Raw genomic sequence first — 14,536 nt, 5'->3', positions numbered from 1 at the left:
TATTAACTGGTCGTTTTATGATACCAAATGATGTGACTATTCTCATGGTATCAAAAAACAGCCATTTTATTATCTGATACCTGTTAGTATTATTGATACCCTTTCCTGATGCTTTAAGGGCTCTTTTTCATGAATACTGCCACGACCGGACGGATTTTTGCCTATTGCAGGGTATCGACCATTGAACAGGATACGGAAAACCAGATCCTTGCTATCCGAAGTCGAGGGTATGATGTGCAGCCGCACCGCGTGATCAGCGAAACGGTCAGCGGCTCAACGCCTGCGATGCAGCGAAAAGCGTTTCGGACTCTTGTTGATCATAAACTTGAAGCAGGGGATACGCTGGTTGCGCTGAAACTCGATCGCCTGGGGCGTGACAATATCGATATCCAGAAGACCATTGAGATGCTGACAGAGAGGGGGGTTCATGTCGTTTCTCTCGATCTGCCGGTACAGAACCTGAGTTCTGCAGAGGGCAAACTGATGCTTCAGATGTTTTCAGCCTTTGCCGAATTCGAGCGTAACCGGATAAGGGAACGGACCCAGGAAGGGCTTGCCCGTGCCCGCGCCGAGGGTAAACGCCTTGGCAGGCCTGAAGCAACGGCTACTACAGCAAAGGTCAAGCAATGTCGTGAGCAGGGGCTAAGTCAGTCAAAAACAGCGACGGCTCTGGGGCTGGGAATTGCGACGGTAAAAAGGCACTGGAATAAGTGAATTTTCTGTATGTCAGGCAGTAAGCTCTTGCGGAACTGAAATACTTACATTATCTGCTGTTGATATGAGGCTTTTTTCCAGGTCACTGAAAACTGCTCTGAATGGCTTACGCCCTTTCTTTTTTTGAAAGATGCTCCGTCTATCATTTTCTGTATCCTGACAGAACCGTTCATACCGCTGTTTTTGCCGAACGTGAAGTTGATACCCACAAATCTCAGTGTGTAAGGTAGGTTAAACTTCAGAGTTTCCTCTTGCAGGAAGTTCCATGAGCCGGTATCTATATGTTCAATGCTCTGTACTGGTCGGGATCTGTCTTTCTGTCCTTTTTCCCAGTGTATGAGGCTGTAAGGTAGTCCGTTTTCTGAGTACCATCTTGCCGCATTTACATGTCCCGCATCCAAACCATAAACTGAGTGATTGGTAACTTTTACAAGCTTTTTCGCGCAGAGATGATTGTAAATGTCAGTCTGTCGTTTATAAGTCTTCCCGCAATACTCTTGTACACTGCGTCTTATACATTCATTTGTAACCCCTTCCATTGGTGTCAGGTAATTGCGCGCAGGGAATTTTCTTTTAAATTCTATAATGTGCAGATGTTGGCCAGAGAGACAGACTGTATCAATATCAGAGGGGTGCCTATGTAATGCCGGCCTCAGTACACTGTTGATGAAACGGCGTTGCAGATGAAGGTGCTTTACAATATTTGTACCCAGCGCCTCACAGACTTGCCTGATCTTTATCCGGGCATTGTCCTTGTTACGTGCAACTTTTGGAGTGTCGGGCTGAGTTTTTCCTGCCTCCCGCATGATAAGAAAGGCGGCATCATCTGGTGGTGGAGTAGTTAAACCGTTTACTTTTTCTGTCACCGGCGCCGCTTCGAAGCTGTCTGTGTCAGGGTTATAGCGTGCAAAAATAACCCTGGCGCCAAGCTTCAGAAGATGATGAGTGAACTTTCGATCAGCAATATTCAGGTTTCTGACGGGCTCTTTACCCGTGAATCGAATGAATAGTGGAGAATTCTTTGTATCAGGGAAGTCCATGAACCAGTCGAAGGAAGCGTGGCTTCCATAATATTTTCTTACTTGGGTATGAAATAAATACTCACTTGCAAACGACTCAATACGCTTGCTTCCTTCCCATTCGAAAAAATACTCGATGCAATCCTTCATGAGCTTCCCTGCCTGTTCTGTATGTATTAACCTACCAGTCCCTGATACTCAGGGCTGCGTTACAGCCCTGTCTTTTGATATCAGGCCGCGTCACCGGCTTCACGGCCGTTGTTGTTTACCGCCTGTCTGATATGCGGCGCCAGAAGTTGCGCCACGGCACGGAATACCGGGACGACCACGGAGTTACCGAACTGCTTGTAAGCATTATTGTCGGCACAGACGATCCTGAAATCAGTATCCGCGTCCTCACGGTCATGCTCCGGCTTCTCAAACCCCATCAGCCGGGCGCATTCCTGTGGTGTCAGCCGGCGCGGGGTACGCCATGAAGCGTCAAATTCCGGCGCATAGCGGCCATGCTCTTCGTCATACCGCTTTTCACCTTCTTTGATCCATGCTTTGTACTCCGCGTCAGTAAACGCCGGATTATCTGCGGCCTGCTCCTCAGCGAAAGCCGTTGCCGCCTCAGCGCGATCGGCATTTTTACGGATGCCGTGCTCACGGTTTCTCTGAAGGTATTCCGGTGTCAGCCCGTGCTGGTTAATCAGAATTTCCGAGCCGTCCTTATAGTAGCGGGCCGACAGGGTACGGGTAACCGCATCGGGATCGGTGGGGTCAACCAGACCGAACCCGAACCCGTTACCTTTGGTCTGGTGTTTCAGTGCATAGTGATAAAGGTAATTCCACAGGTTCTCGGTCAGGGTATAACGTGCCGTGTCTTCCTCTGAGAGATCCACCAGGATATCTCTCACGGTATAGCGTTGCTCCGGCACAGGTATATTACCGAGGCTCAGCTGCTCGAGCTCTGCGTTCAGTATGTCGCGGCGGATACCGACAAGTACCACCCGCTCACGGTGCTGGGGTGTGAAGCGCACACCGTCAATGATTGTGGGATCATTTTTCCGCTTTCTTACCACACCGATGGCCTCTTCGATGTCATTGCCCTCAGTGGTGACGTTGAGGACGTGGTAACCCTGCGCATCGAGAGCCCGGATAATGGTGGCAAAGGTGTTGCCCTTGTCATGACTTTTGAGGTTTTTGACATTCTCCAGCACGAAGAACTTCGGCTGTCTGGCTTCAATGATTTTCTCTACATCAAAAAACAGGGTGCCCTGCGTGTCACACTCAAACCCGTGTGAGCGGCCGAGGGAGTTTTTCTTGGAGACGCCGGCTAGGGAGAAGGGCTGGCAGGGGAATCCGGCCAGCAGCACATCATGTTCCGGGATCCGGCGCAGGATATTCCGCTGTTTCTCATCGGCATTGAACCTGTGATCACCGCTCAGGGTCACACGGGTAATGTCCATCATACTGTTGTTGGCCTGCCAGCTTTCCCCGCTGTAAGGATGAGGGTCGTTTTCCTCGTTAAGAAAGTAAGGCAGTTCTTCCTCGTCAACAAAGTGGTTGGCAAGATACGTCCGGCGGGCCTGACGTTCCCATTCGCTGGTAAAGACACATTTACCGCCGATATCCTCAAAGCCTTTGCGCAGGCCGCCTATACCGGCAAACAGGTCAATAAAGGTGAAATCAGGGTTATCCCAGTGGGCGGGCCTGGCCGGCAGCAGGGCAGCACGGATGTGCTCCATGGCCTGTTCGCTGAAGATGATATCGCTTTTGTCGGGGGCTTTTTTCCACTGGTTGATTTTTTCCCGTGAGACAGGAAGGTTGATGTCCGGTGCAGCCAGACGGATGGCGAGGTTTTTCTGGTCGTAGATCTCGACAAGGAGCTTAAGCAGCTGATTGGTCTTTTTTTTCTGCTCAAGTATCCGCTGTTCGTCGACACGGTCTCCGTCAATGATGTATTCTTTGTGCTGCACGGGGTTTCCTCACTGGGTTATTTGTGTGAAAGTTTATCACACAATATTCCCTTTGTGAGTTTTTCATGGCTTTTTATACAGTGGTTATGATGCCTGTCATCCTGGCATACTCCGGCTGTGAAAAACAGCACAGTCCCTCACTGTCTATTGCAGCAAACCTGCTGCCGCTCCTGAGCCATGTCTCTGTCAGTCTGACGGCCAGATCCTGATGAAGGCGTCCGGGCCCTTTCAGGGAACATTCCCATATCACCAACACGCGGATACCTGCTTTTGCGAGTGTGGCCAGCGTTTTCCTGTCGCGCCTTACGTTACTGCTGAGTTTGTCTGCCCAGAAGTCCCGCCGGGTGGCGGGAAGACGGAACCGGTCACAGTCATGGGCATGCCAGAAGCAGCCACTGACAAACACTGCCGCGCGGTATTTCGGTAACCAGAGATCCGGTTTTCCCGCCAGTGTGGCGGGTGCGATCCGGTAGCGGAAGCCCCGCGCATGAAGGGCTTTTCTTACCAGTAATTCCGGACGGGTGTCCCTGCCGCGGATGGCCTGCATATTGCGCCGGCGGCTTTCTGTAACTGCTTCGGATTTCACCCTGCCTCCGACGCTGTCTGTCAGCTGAACAGATCCGTATGCTCATAGTTTTCATAGAGTGACGGTACGGCTTTATGAATGTCATTGACCCGCCACTGGGTACGGCGTTTGTTGTTTCCGGGATTGGCCGGATCATATTTCGGTGCCGGGTCAATAATAATGACATGATCCAGTATGGCATTGAGCAGCCGCTCCGGGTTGGTTCCCCGGCACCAGAGTACCTCATTGTCAAACCGGACCTCATATTTGTGACCGCTGTTGAGCAATTCTGGGTTCTCTGTGTTTTTCCGGGTGGCTTTCACATACACAGTCTCATTGTGTTTGGCATCCCAGCCACCCAGAATCCGCTCCATGCTCCAGCCCGCGGCCAGGTTTTCCTCACTGTCAAACAGGCCGATATAGAGCTCACCGGCAATAAGCTGACCGGAAATTGGCTGGTTCCGGTTGTAACCCATTATTCTCAGTGTCAGCCCTGAACGCTCACTGCGCATGCCTTCTTTATGGATCCCGGTCCAGCGCCATGCCCCGCTCTTTTCATAGCCGTAGGTAGTCATAAAATCAGCAAAGTTTTTTGCATAAAGCCCCATATCCGGCTCTGTGGTCATCAGGGTCAGTTTCTTCGCGGTGTGCGCCTTTAACTCGATCCCCATATAATCGCCGTTTTTATCAGCGTTGGGGATGATTTCAAGGGCGTCCTCAAGGGTGTAACCGCAGACCTGGGTGCCGTTAAACGGGATGGTGGTGTCGTCTCGGGTCCTTCTCACGCCCGGCATCCACTGCCCGGCGGCCTGTTTCAGCCGATCCCTGAGGTCATTGATGTTGCGATGCTGTTCATGAAGGAGCCTGACAACCCGTGATCCCATAAAGCCGGGTGTGGCGAGGATTTGTTTCTCCAGATCTCCCTGCGGGATCACTATCATTGCCGCGGCACCGCCGGTGTAGGTGCGGCCCAGGATCATGATGCGTTTTGCCTCCGGGTTTTCTTTGGTAAAACTCACCGAGAGTGACGCGGGGATCTCGTTGGTTTCTGTTTTGAATCCGCTGAGCCGCATCTCCGGGTACTGGGCATAGATAAGCATTTTCACCCTTGGCGCCGGTACAGCCCGACCGTCTTCAGTGATCCAGCTGAATTGTTCAAAGACCGCTTCCGGGATACTCCGGCCTTTATTGGCCCCGCCCTTTTTGTTGCTCGTAACGGGACCGCGGTCGCCGAATCGGAAACCGAACAGAGAGCCGAGCATGTTGAAATCTGCCGACCAGTAAATCTGGTTTTTGTCGTTGGCGTTTTTGGGTAACACCTTGGCCAGTACATGGGTGAAAGTATCTTCAGGGAAACTGGCAAGGATTTGTCTGATATCACTGTAGTGATGTTCGAAAGTATTCGTCATAGCGTTTCTGTTTCCGGCTTTTGTGGGGCAGGTCTTTCCGGGAGTGTATTCTGGGCAGGGCTGTCTGTGTTGTCCTCCTCACCGTTCATGAAAAGATCCGCAGGTCCGGGACACTCGCAGTCTGCCTCGTGTTGGCCACACTGAGGGCAGTTCCCCCATTCATCAAATTCTGAGGTATGAACTGCACGATGTTCCGTTTTGCTGGTTTTCCACATCACTGTGTCTCCCGATTCATTTATGAGATTAAGTGTCATATATGAGATTTCGGGGGAGACTATATCCACTAATGATCAACAGATCAATTACATAAAAACATAAAATGGGTAATGTTAAACCACGATAAATTAAGTAAATAATTGATTTATAATACTTTTACATGTGTTTAGTGTGAATTAATATGTTTTTGTTTATTATTTTTTTTGGTTGTGGTGTCCAATCGGACACCCCTTTGAACAAATGTCTGTCGATGTTCGACAGAGTACTTCCACACCGGGAATGTAGCCGCCAAGACGGGTCATTTCTTGTTTTACGAAACTGTTCTTTCGATGCTTTCCCGGAACAACAACCAGAGCTTAAAGATCCAAAGCCTTCCGCCTGACGGGCAAAGTGTCGCAACGGGTGCACGGCTCTTCCCGACTGCTTCAGCCCCTGCCGTATCTCTTCACCTTTTTCCGCTGCCTTGCAGTCCCTTCGCATGCCTGAACCTGTCCCTCAAGGGTAAATAAACGCAGACAGCGCGCCCCTGATGGCCAGAACCCGGCAGGCGTTCGGGCAGGCAGGCGAAAACGGCGATGAGACACTAACCCAGAGGAGAAAAGCCATGTCACGTTCAGTCCCTTCAGCACCCTGCTCCACAAATGCCCGTCAGGCGGGCAACGTATCACCGTTGCATCACTCAGGCTCCACAGCAATGAGCTCCCTGCGCCCGTTCCGGGCTGAAGTGATGGATAAGCGGCTGTTTGATCTTTACTGCAAGTTACGGGCGTTAAACCCCAGTGTGTATGAAATGGTTACGGCGCTGAATGTGGCACTGAGACCTTACGGCTGGCTGATACACACGGTTGAGGCTCTCGAGTGCTTTATTGATGCTGCTGATGAGTGGGAGGCTGAAAATGAATAATTCAGACTATAACCGCACCGTTGCCAGAACCATTCTCAGCCAGCTGGGCGGTAACCGGTTTGTGGCCATGACAGGGGCGCGGCAGTTCGTCGCTCTCGAGGCGCCGGGGTTGCAGTTTGATCTTCCTGCCCGGTTTGCGAAAAGTGGTATTAACCGAATCCGGATAGTGCTTGACCCGTCAGATACATATACGGTCTCAGCATTTACGCTTTGCCGCCGCTCATTTGAGTGTCCGGAAATAAGCAGCCAGTCAGGGGTTTACTGCGACATGCTTGAGTCGGTATTCAGTGAGTTCACCGGGCTCAGTACAAGAATTAAATAAATTACGAAAAAGGCATAACTTACGTAAGTTATGCCTTTTAGGGCACGAAGTCTTTATTTTAAAGATAATAATTAATATGTTTGGTTAGTTATTATCTTTTTCTAAGTAATTAGAAAAAGCGATTGAATATACAAAAAGAAAATAAAGCATAAATATAATAGTGATGAATTTACCAAAAAATGTATTATCAATACCCATAAGAAATGCTAATGGTATAGCTGGTAGTATTGGGATGATAAGGTTTCTTTCCCCTGAAGACACTCTGATAAGGTACCTTCTTATAGAAGGGATATAGCTTATAATAAATGGTATTATAGTTATAGATAGAAAGAAAAAATTCAGCTTATATTCAACAAACATTTTTTTACCTCATAAAAAAATCATTATAATAAAAAAAGTTTTTTTATGAATTTTTTTAATTTTTTTTTAGATCTTTATCTAAAATGGAGCAAGCAACTATCTATAATCACATGCTCCATCAATAAGTTACTTAATCGTCAAGTAACCAAGCAGCAATACCAGCCACACCGCCAACAAATGCGATAGCTTCTGTGACAGCAATTACTGCTACAGGAAGTGCTCCACCGGCTACTTCTTTTACTTCTGCTGTATTAAGTTCTTTCATCTTAGTCCCTTAGCTTCTTACCCAGAACATACCCAAGGGCAGCTGCGCCACTCACTCCACCAATAACACTAACAACGGCTTTAGCTACTGGAATTACTAGTGGGCCAAGACCGCCATTAACATTTTTAATTTCGTTTTTATTAAGCTCTTTCATTTTATTATTCCTTAGTTACCTGAAGCACCTTTAGCAACACCATAAGCAAATGCTGGTGCCAGAACAGTATATACACCCCATACAACTAACATTGGAGGTACGCCACCATTTACATTGCTTATTTCTTTAGTGTTAAGTGTTTTCATAATATAAATCCTTTTTTGTTTTACCATTATCTGGTGATTGGTATATTAATTTTTAAGTTTTTTGTTTTTAACTACTTAAAAGAGTAGTCTTGTTTTTTTTTTGCGACTCACTTAATACATTGAGTGAGAGTTTAATGATCATTTAGGGTGGTTTTATGGATTGTTATGAAATACTTCCTTTTTCCATGAAGACGACACGCCCTGAATGTCTTAGTGTTTCAGGTCTGTGAGCAATAATTACTCGTGTTATCTCAAGTTCTTTAATTTGCTGGCTTATTACTGCTTCATTATTTACGTCAAGACTGCTTGTTGCTTCATCCATAAATAGTACATCAGGTTTCTGGTAAAGCGCTCGAGCTAGAAGCAAACGTTGTATTTGTCCCCCAGAAAACTGACTTCCCATATCTCCCACCATGGTGTTGTAACCCATTGGCATTTTGATTATGTCTTCATGAATAGAAGCGATTTTCGCGCACTTGTAAATTGAATTCAGATCCGGCTCTGAATCGAAAAAGCATATATTGTCTACAATAGAGCCTGTCAAAAGGTGGTCATCCTGCATTACTGCTGCAACACACTTTCGATAAGGTACTAAACCTGCCTGTCGGATATCGACTCCATCGATTAAGACCTGACCTTTTGTTGGTGTTAAAAGTCCCAGCATTATTTTTACAAGTGTTGTTTTTCCACAGCCTGAACTACCTGTTATTGCTACTGATTCACCGGGCTCGATGGTTAAACTAAGATTTGATATAACCTCTGGGTCATTGTCGCTGTAAGCAAAGCTAATATCTTTCAGTTCAATACGCCCCTTAATTTTATCCGATATACCAACCCCATCTCTGTCACTCTCTTGCTCAGACATGGCTATGTCAGAAATTCTATCCATATGTAACCGTAACATACGGAACTCTATGAGCTGCTCAATGAAGTTTGATGCGCGCTCAGTGAGTTGCCGCTTGTAAGCAACAAACGCTAAGATCATTCCTACTGTTAGTTCTCCATCCATGACAAACATTGCTGCAAAATAGATCACTAGCACATTTTCTATACCAAATAGCAATGTGTTGATAGCATCAAAGCTGATCCTGAGTTTACCTAGCCTGATATCAGCGTTGATAACTTCAGCGAAACGGTTTTGCCATATTCCCTGTCTCATAGGTTCACAGGCGAATAACTTAATGGTTTGAATACCTCTGATATTCTCGAGAAAGTTTGACTGTTCTTTTGCGCTTGCCTGAATTGATTCCTCAGTTGCACGATGGAACGGGTAGTAGAGTGTAATGCGTAATAATGCATAGAGAGCGACGGCTGCGACCACAACTAGTGTCAATTTTGCTGAGTAAAGGAGCATCATTACCAGAACGGCAATAGCCATAATTCCGTCAACAAATGTCTCTACAAGCCCGGTTGTTATGCGCTCTCTAACGGCTGCAAGTGAACCGAAACGGGAAACTATGTCTCCCACATGACGAGTTTCAAAGTATGTCATTGGCAGTCGCATTAAGTGTCGTAATAGATTTACTCCCATTTGCATATTCATCATGCTTGAAACTCTGAGTATTAGGTAACTTCTGAGTATGCTTGTTATGACCGAAATAAGACAAAGAAGCCCAAATCCTGCTGCGAGTACTACGAGCAAAGATTCATCATAGCTAACGAGAACTTCATCGATGACCAATTGCATGTAGTAAGGTGTTGTCAACGCGAATACTTGCAATAGCATAGACAGCGCGAGGAGGCTTGATAATGTTCGTTTAAACCCGCTTATTTTGCTCCAAAGCTGGGTTATTCGCATTTGCTTGCGATTGTCACTTTTTTTAAAGGCACTGGTTGGTGTCAGCTCCAAGGCGATTCCGGTGAAGTGTTTGGAGAACTCTTCAGTGGTAAAAGTTACTTTTCCCATGCCTGGATCATTTACCGTAATTTTATTTTTGCTTACCCCTGTCAAAACGACAAAATGATTCATATCCCAGTGCAATATACATGGAAGAGCCAAGTTTCCTATTTCTTCCAAAGGGCATTGAAGAGCGCGGCTTGCCATGTTTAATTTATCGGCTACCTCGATTATTTGCTGAAGGTTCATACCGCTATGATTTGCAGTAAAAAGCCGTCTGATCCCAGCCATATCAATTTTGTGACCATGGTAGGATGCGACCATAGCCAGCGATGCCAGCCCACATTCGGCAATTTCTGTTTGGAGGATAAGCGGTACGCGTCGTTGTCCGGAATACTCCAATAATGTAACTGGGTTAATAGGCTCATCCTGTTGTACATGTGAAATACTCATTAACCTATTCTCCCTTTTAGACTAAAGATAGGGTCCAGTAGCCATTCGAGTAGTGAGCGTTGATCTATGACAATATCTGCTTCGAGCAGCATGCCGCTCTTTAGCGGAAAACTCTGGTTGTAAGCTGTTATTGCCTGATAGGGCAGGCGTGTTCTTACCCTGTACACGGGCTCGTTAAGGGATAAGGGGATATTGTGACTGTTAGACAGAGTCAAAGCCTTATCAACCTGAAAGATTTCACTTTCCATCAACCCAAAACGCTGATACGGAAAAGCATCAAAACGAAGGCGGGTAGCACTTCCTCTCTTTATGAAACCTGCAGATCTTGTTGGGATAAGCAACTCAGCAATGAGTTCAGAGCCCGAAGGTAATATGCTCATCAGTGAGCGATTATTTGAAAGAAACTCACCCTCTTTAACAGAGATAGATGTAACAACTCCCGACTCCACCGCTACTACTGCAAACTTATGGTTGTTCCGTGTTTCTTCTATTTGCTGTGTCAATAATGACCTTCTCCTGGCATTTTCAGTCAACTCCATTCCGAGTTGATGTGGTATCATTTCCAGCTCACTTTTCAGATCATTGAATTGGATTTCAACAGTAACCCTGTTTGATGCATTTGCCTCCATGTCACGGCGAGCTGACAGAAGCGCTTGGTAGCGGTCTTGAAGCTGTGTTTCTGTTGCATGCCCATTATCGACCAGCACTTTAAGTTTTCGATATTGCGCCTCACGTGTAGCAACAGTCTTATCCAGTAAATCTTTTTGGCGTTTGATAAGTAGCAAGCTTTCTGTGAGCCCACTGAGCTTTAGTTTTAACTTTTGCTGGTTGATGTTTGCTAATTTCTGATAACGACTTTTGTCAGTGTTTAAAAGCAGAAGCTGTTGCTCTAGTTCTGCCAGTAGGCTTTCATTCAGTTCGCTACCAGTAACAGTTGTTCGGGCTAACGTTACTCTGGCTAATATTTGCCCTTGTTCTACGTGGTCTCCCTCATTTACTAATATTTGGTCAACTGTACCCAATTGATTTGCATAAACCTTCAGGACTCCAGACTCTGGTAACAGGTACCCTCTGACTTTTTCTTTACGTGAATAGTCTGCAAGAGAGATATAAATAAATATTACACTTACAACAGATAATATTACTGCTGATAATATATGAAGAGATATAGGAGGTGAGATAGTTACACTACCATAAAGCCGCTGATACTGCTCATCAACGGCTTGTTGCCGGAATAGGGTCATTTTTTATACCTGGATTTTAATAATTATGCAGATTTTTTGATGCTGAATTTAAATATCAGCTGAGTGCGGCTAGTTACTTCAAATTTAGCGAATAGGACTTTGCAGTGATATTTTACAGTGTTTTCTGTTATGAACAGTTTCTTAGCTATTTCCTTGTTTGAGTAGCCTTGAACCACTAGGTTGATGATCTGGCATTGACGCGGTGTGAACTCCATACTTTCATACCTTTATTGTTTCAATATTGCATATGGTATTTCTATTTTCTCAAATGGAAATGTCTAGATTTCAATGTATGGCTCAGGATCAATAATTGAGGCCAATTCTTAAAATAAAGGCGTTTTATTTATTGACTTAGCTTTGATTTCATCGTTGAGAAGATGTTTTTGTAAGTATTTTTCGATTTTTATTCTTCGGTTTATATTATTTTTTTTGTTTTTTATAAACTTATTAATTTAAAACTACACATTAGGGTAGCTTTCAGTGTTTTTGAATGAGTACTTTAATTTTTCCACTCTAGCGTGTAATAAAACTAAGGAATGCTTCTGGGAATGTGCTTATAGTGGTTTGGCGTCGGTATTAAATAAAAAATGTGATTCATAGTCCGTGGTCAGGTGACTGATGCCCTGATACTGTGCCGGCGTGATCATTGAAGGAGGCGTATATGCCTGTTCGGGAAAATACCGCACAACTGCTGCGGGTTGTCCGGCTTGAGACCGGGCTCAGTCAGGAAAAACTGGCGAAACTGTCCGGTGTCGACAGAACCTTTATTTCAGGGGTCGAGCGCAACCGCCGCAACATCACCCTTGATACACTCGAGAAACTGCTGACAGCGCTCGGGGCGGAAACCGGCGGGTTTCTCTCCCGCCTGTCAGAAATGGAAACTCAGTCCAGCGCGTCGACAAAGTCGCGGGCCTGCTGAAGCGCCTGCTCGCTGTCAAACTCCAGACCTTCAGTCAGAATATTGTCTCCGTCAGACACACTGTATTCGTAGCCGCCGGTATGCTGATCGGCGTTGTTTTCTAAGTAAATCACGTACCCTTTGTAGTGCTCCTCGAGGCTGACCCCGGGGTCGGTATCCTGCGTCATGTCTGCTCCCCTGTGTTTCTTGTTATTATCCGGTTTTGTTGCCTGAAAGGCCACGGACTATGAGTCACATCAGGTGTCATTAAACATCCACTTCCACCTCAATCATATGCCACGTCCAGCCCTCAAATTCAGGGGCGGATTTCAGAGTGGAGCGCTCCGTAGCGGCGGGGAGTTCTGAATAATCCTCCAGAAACAGGACAATGGCTTCAGTCACATTCTGTAACGCCTCATCAAGTGTGTCTCCTGCTGAAAAACAGCCCGGCATATCGGGTACAACAACACCAAAGGCATGATCATCGTTACCCTCTTCAACGGCTACCGGATATAACATTTTTACTCCTCACTGTTCTTCTGATCACATGCTGTGTCCTGCGAATCATACCGTAAACCCAGAAAGAGCATGACAGATATCTGCTGATCACTGCCTGTATTTCACCCGTCCTAACGACAAACCAACCGGTCAGCATCCCATTGATTTAACTACCGTTGACAGCCTGTCTGCAGGCCGTTACTTTTATATCACTGACGAAGTTTGGACAGCTTCCTTAAGGGGTTTGAGGTTGGCAACTGGCCTTTCTCCCCGGAACGTTCAGATGTTCGTTGTGTCAACGGGGCTCCTAGGGCGTCCGAAACTGGGGCCTGGGGGGTTGTTGCCGACCCGCTTCCCGGAGCGTTCGAAGAGTCTCGTTGGCCGACCTTACCTTTATTTTCCCTGACCGGTTCCCCCTCAATACGCCTCACCCGGCCGCTACAGTCAGGATTTTATAAACATGAGTAAGCCCTGGAGCAAACTTCAGAAAGAGTATTATCTGCTTGTCGCTGACGGGCTTAAGATCCAGCTGCAATGCAGGGCTTACCGGATGGCATCAAATTACGGTGATACCAACATTCCGAGATACTGGCTCACGCTGGGTAAAGAGGTGTTGTGGGACTACCCCGGCGATTTTATGGGCAGGGAGAATCCGGAAAGAGCCCCGACAGGCGCTTTTCCGTACATCATGGATGTTTCAGATATCTCCAGCCTGCTCAGGGAGTATATCGATACCCCCAAAGACGCGGTGTTTAACCGTGTATTCGAACATGATCACTGGGGGCTGACGGATATCCTCAAAGCGTCGGATAAAAGAATTGGCAGGCGGCGTTTACCGCTCCTGAAAGAGAAGCTGTCGAACCCTGCGGCGATACGTGTGATTGAAGCCCGGCTGACATAACCGGGCTCACTACAAAAATTTAAATGTGTCATATCAAGGAGAACAACACATGAAAATAATTGAGTTCATAAAAAAGCATCGGGACTTTTTTATTGTCGGTGGCACTGTCTTTGCGAGTTTTGCTGGCGCTGCGCTGGTCATCTATTTTGAGTTCTTCGCAGGAGCATAAACTATGACCATATGTACTAAAGCACCTCAACAACGGATAGCCGAACTTGTTGCTCAAGCCGGCTCACAGAACAAAGCCGCGCAGCTTATTTCTGCCGAAGTTGGCTATTCATTCCAACAAAGCACCCTAAGCAAGCTGGTAAGGGGCGAAGGTAAGCCCTCTATGTTTTATCTGGTTGCTTATGCGCTACATAATGCAGTTAGCAAGCAGGGTGACGAGCGGGCGGCGTAGCTTTGTCCCCTCCAGACATCCAGTCCGCCGTTGTTGGTAAGGACGGGGGGAAACGAGTGGACTTTCTGGCTACTTTTCATGAGATGCCTCATAAATGCTTTATTTCGGCTACATTTGTGCTGTTTTAATGCATCATTTGTGCATTACCTTGCTTTAAATGTGCTTTAGGTATGCTTTATCTTGCTTTAGGCATGGTTGATGAATGCTTTATGCCAGCTTTATTTTGAGAGACACAGGCACGATGGGGACGTATGACAAACGCGACTGCGT

The 14,536-nt window shown here is 46.6% G+C and carries 19 protein-coding genes; 6 read left to right on the top strand and 13 right to left on the bottom strand.

Going from position 1 to position 14,536, the window contains the following annotated elements:
* Positions 1-129: 129 nt before the first annotated feature.
* Positions 130-714, top strand: a complete 585-nt coding sequence (locus CS022_RS17920; RefSeq protein WP_129123437.1) for a recombinase family protein — start codon at positions 130-132, stop codon at positions 712-714.
* Between the two features lie 44 nt (positions 715-758).
* Here CS022_RS17920 and CS022_RS17915 read toward each other — a convergent pair whose 3' ends face one another.
* From CS022_RS17915 to CS022_RS17895, 5 genes are all read right to left on the bottom strand, one after another.
* On the bottom strand, positions 759-1,883 hold the full coding sequence (locus tag CS022_RS17915) for a hypothetical protein (RefSeq protein ID WP_129123436.1): 1,125 nt from the start codon (positions 1,881-1,883) through the stop codon (positions 759-761).
* An 80-nt stretch (positions 1,884-1,963) separates the two neighbouring features.
* Entirely contained in the window at positions 1,964-3,694 is a 1,731-nt protein-coding gene (dcm, locus tag CS022_RS17910) for a DNA (cytosine-5-)-methyltransferase (protein ID WP_129123435.1), read from the bottom strand.
* A 73-nt stretch (positions 3,695-3,767) separates the two neighbouring features.
* Positions 3,768-4,280, bottom strand: coding sequence for a very short patch repair endonuclease (locus tag CS022_RS17905; RefSeq protein ID WP_268967909.1), 513 nt, complete (start codon positions 4,278-4,280; stop codon positions 3,768-3,770).
* 20 nt (positions 4,281-4,300) lie between these two features.
* Positions 4,301-5,668, bottom strand: coding sequence for an MvaI/BcnI family restriction endonuclease (locus CS022_RS17900; protein ID WP_129123433.1), 1,368 nt, complete (start codon positions 5,666-5,668; stop codon positions 4,301-4,303).
* Positions 5,665-5,886 carry a hypothetical protein gene (locus CS022_RS17895; protein WP_129123432.1) on the bottom strand — a complete coding sequence of 74 codons (222 nt, stop codon included), beginning with the start codon at positions 5,884-5,886 and terminating at the stop codon, positions 5,665-5,667. Before CS022_RS17895 ends, CS022_RS17900 begins: the two co-directional genes overlap by 4 nt.
* A gap of 527 nt (positions 5,887-6,413) precedes the next feature.
* Here CS022_RS17895 and CS022_RS17890 point away from each other — a divergent pair.
* Together CS022_RS17890 and CS022_RS17885 are read left to right on the top strand one after the other, a co-directional pair.
* Positions 6,414-6,788 (top strand): hypothetical protein, encoded by a 375-nt coding sequence (locus CS022_RS17890; protein WP_129123431.1) that lies wholly within the window; start codon positions 6,414-6,416, stop codon positions 6,786-6,788.
* Positions 6,781-7,110 (top strand): hypothetical protein, encoded by a 330-nt coding sequence (locus CS022_RS17885; protein WP_129123430.1) that lies wholly within the window; start codon positions 6,781-6,783, stop codon positions 7,108-7,110. Before CS022_RS17890 ends, CS022_RS17885 begins: the two co-directional genes overlap by 8 nt.
* A gap of 490 nt (positions 7,111-7,600) precedes the next feature.
* On the opposite strand, the gene CS022_RS17880 is transcribed toward CS022_RS17885, so the two are convergent.
* From CS022_RS17880 to CS022_RS28210, 6 genes are all read right to left on the bottom strand, one after another.
* Positions 7,601-7,735 carry a class IIb bacteriocin, lactobin A/cerein 7B family gene (locus CS022_RS17880; RefSeq protein WP_129123429.1) on the bottom strand — a complete coding sequence of 45 codons (135 nt, stop codon included), beginning with the start codon at positions 7,733-7,735 and terminating at the stop codon, positions 7,601-7,603.
* A gap of 1 nt (position 7,736) precedes the next feature.
* Positions 7,737-7,889: a class IIb bacteriocin, lactobin A/cerein 7B family gene (locus CS022_RS17875; protein ID WP_129123428.1), complete on the bottom strand. Its 153-nt coding sequence runs from the start codon at positions 7,887-7,889 to the stop codon at positions 7,737-7,739.
* A gap of 11 nt (positions 7,890-7,900) precedes the next feature.
* Positions 7,901-8,035: a class IIb bacteriocin, lactobin A/cerein 7B family gene (locus CS022_RS17870; RefSeq protein WP_161569668.1), complete on the bottom strand. Its 135-nt coding sequence runs from the start codon at positions 8,033-8,035 to the stop codon at positions 7,901-7,903.
* 163 nt (positions 8,036-8,198) lie between these two features.
* Positions 8,199-10,325 (bottom strand): peptidase domain-containing ABC transporter, encoded by a 2,127-nt coding sequence (locus CS022_RS17865; RefSeq protein ID WP_129123426.1) that lies wholly within the window; start codon positions 10,323-10,325, stop codon positions 8,199-8,201.
* Positions 10,325-11,569 carry an HlyD family secretion protein gene (locus CS022_RS17860; RefSeq protein WP_129123425.1) on the bottom strand — a complete coding sequence of 415 codons (1,245 nt, stop codon included), beginning with the start codon at positions 11,567-11,569 and terminating at the stop codon, positions 10,325-10,327. The genes CS022_RS17865 and CS022_RS17860 overlap by 1 nt, the downstream gene beginning before the upstream one ends.
* 23 nt (positions 11,570-11,592) lie before the next feature.
* Complete coding sequence (locus CS022_RS28210) at positions 11,593-11,784, bottom strand: response regulator transcription factor (protein WP_129123424.1); 192 nt, start codon at positions 11,782-11,784, stop codon at positions 11,593-11,595.
* Positions 11,785-12,230: 446 nt separating this feature from the next.
* Between CS022_RS28210 and CS022_RS17850 the strand changes: the two genes are divergently transcribed.
* Positions 12,231-12,488 (top strand): helix-turn-helix domain-containing protein, encoded by a 258-nt coding sequence (locus CS022_RS17850; protein WP_129123423.1) that lies wholly within the window; start codon positions 12,231-12,233, stop codon positions 12,486-12,488.
* On the opposite strand, the gene CS022_RS17845 is transcribed toward CS022_RS17850, so the two are convergent.
* The gene (locus CS022_RS17845; protein ID WP_129123422.1) at positions 12,452-12,709 is read right to left on the bottom strand and encodes a hypothetical protein; all 258 of its coding nucleotides are present in this window, start codon (positions 12,707-12,709) and stop codon (positions 12,452-12,454) included. The two genes, CS022_RS17850 and CS022_RS17845, sit on opposite strands and share 37 nt — an antisense overlap.
* 25 nt (positions 12,710-12,734) lie before the next feature.
* A complete protein-coding gene (locus tag CS022_RS17840; RefSeq protein ID WP_129123421.1) occupies positions 12,735-12,986 on the bottom strand; it encodes a type II toxin-antitoxin system HicB family antitoxin in 252 nt (83 codons plus the stop codon).
* A 439-nt stretch (positions 12,987-13,425) separates the two neighbouring features.
* On the opposite strand from CS022_RS17840, the gene CS022_RS17835 reads away from it, so the two are divergent.
* Both CS022_RS17835 and CS022_RS17830 read left to right on the top strand, forming a co-directional pair.
* Entirely contained in the window at positions 13,426-13,866 is a 441-nt protein-coding gene (locus tag CS022_RS17835; RefSeq protein ID WP_129123420.1) for an SF0329 family protein, read from the top strand.
* A 172-nt stretch (positions 13,867-14,038) separates the two neighbouring features.
* A complete protein-coding gene (locus CS022_RS17830; RefSeq protein WP_129123419.1) occupies positions 14,039-14,266 on the top strand; it encodes a helix-turn-helix domain-containing protein in 228 nt (75 codons plus the stop codon).
* Positions 14,267-14,536: the final 270 nt, after the last annotated feature.

The sequence above is a fragment of the Veronia nyctiphanis genome, from assembly GCF_004116385.1.
Classification (GTDB): domain Bacteria; phylum Pseudomonadota; class Gammaproteobacteria; order Enterobacterales; family Vibrionaceae; genus Veronia; species Veronia nyctiphanis.
This window is presented reverse-complemented; position numbering and strand designations above follow the sequence as displayed.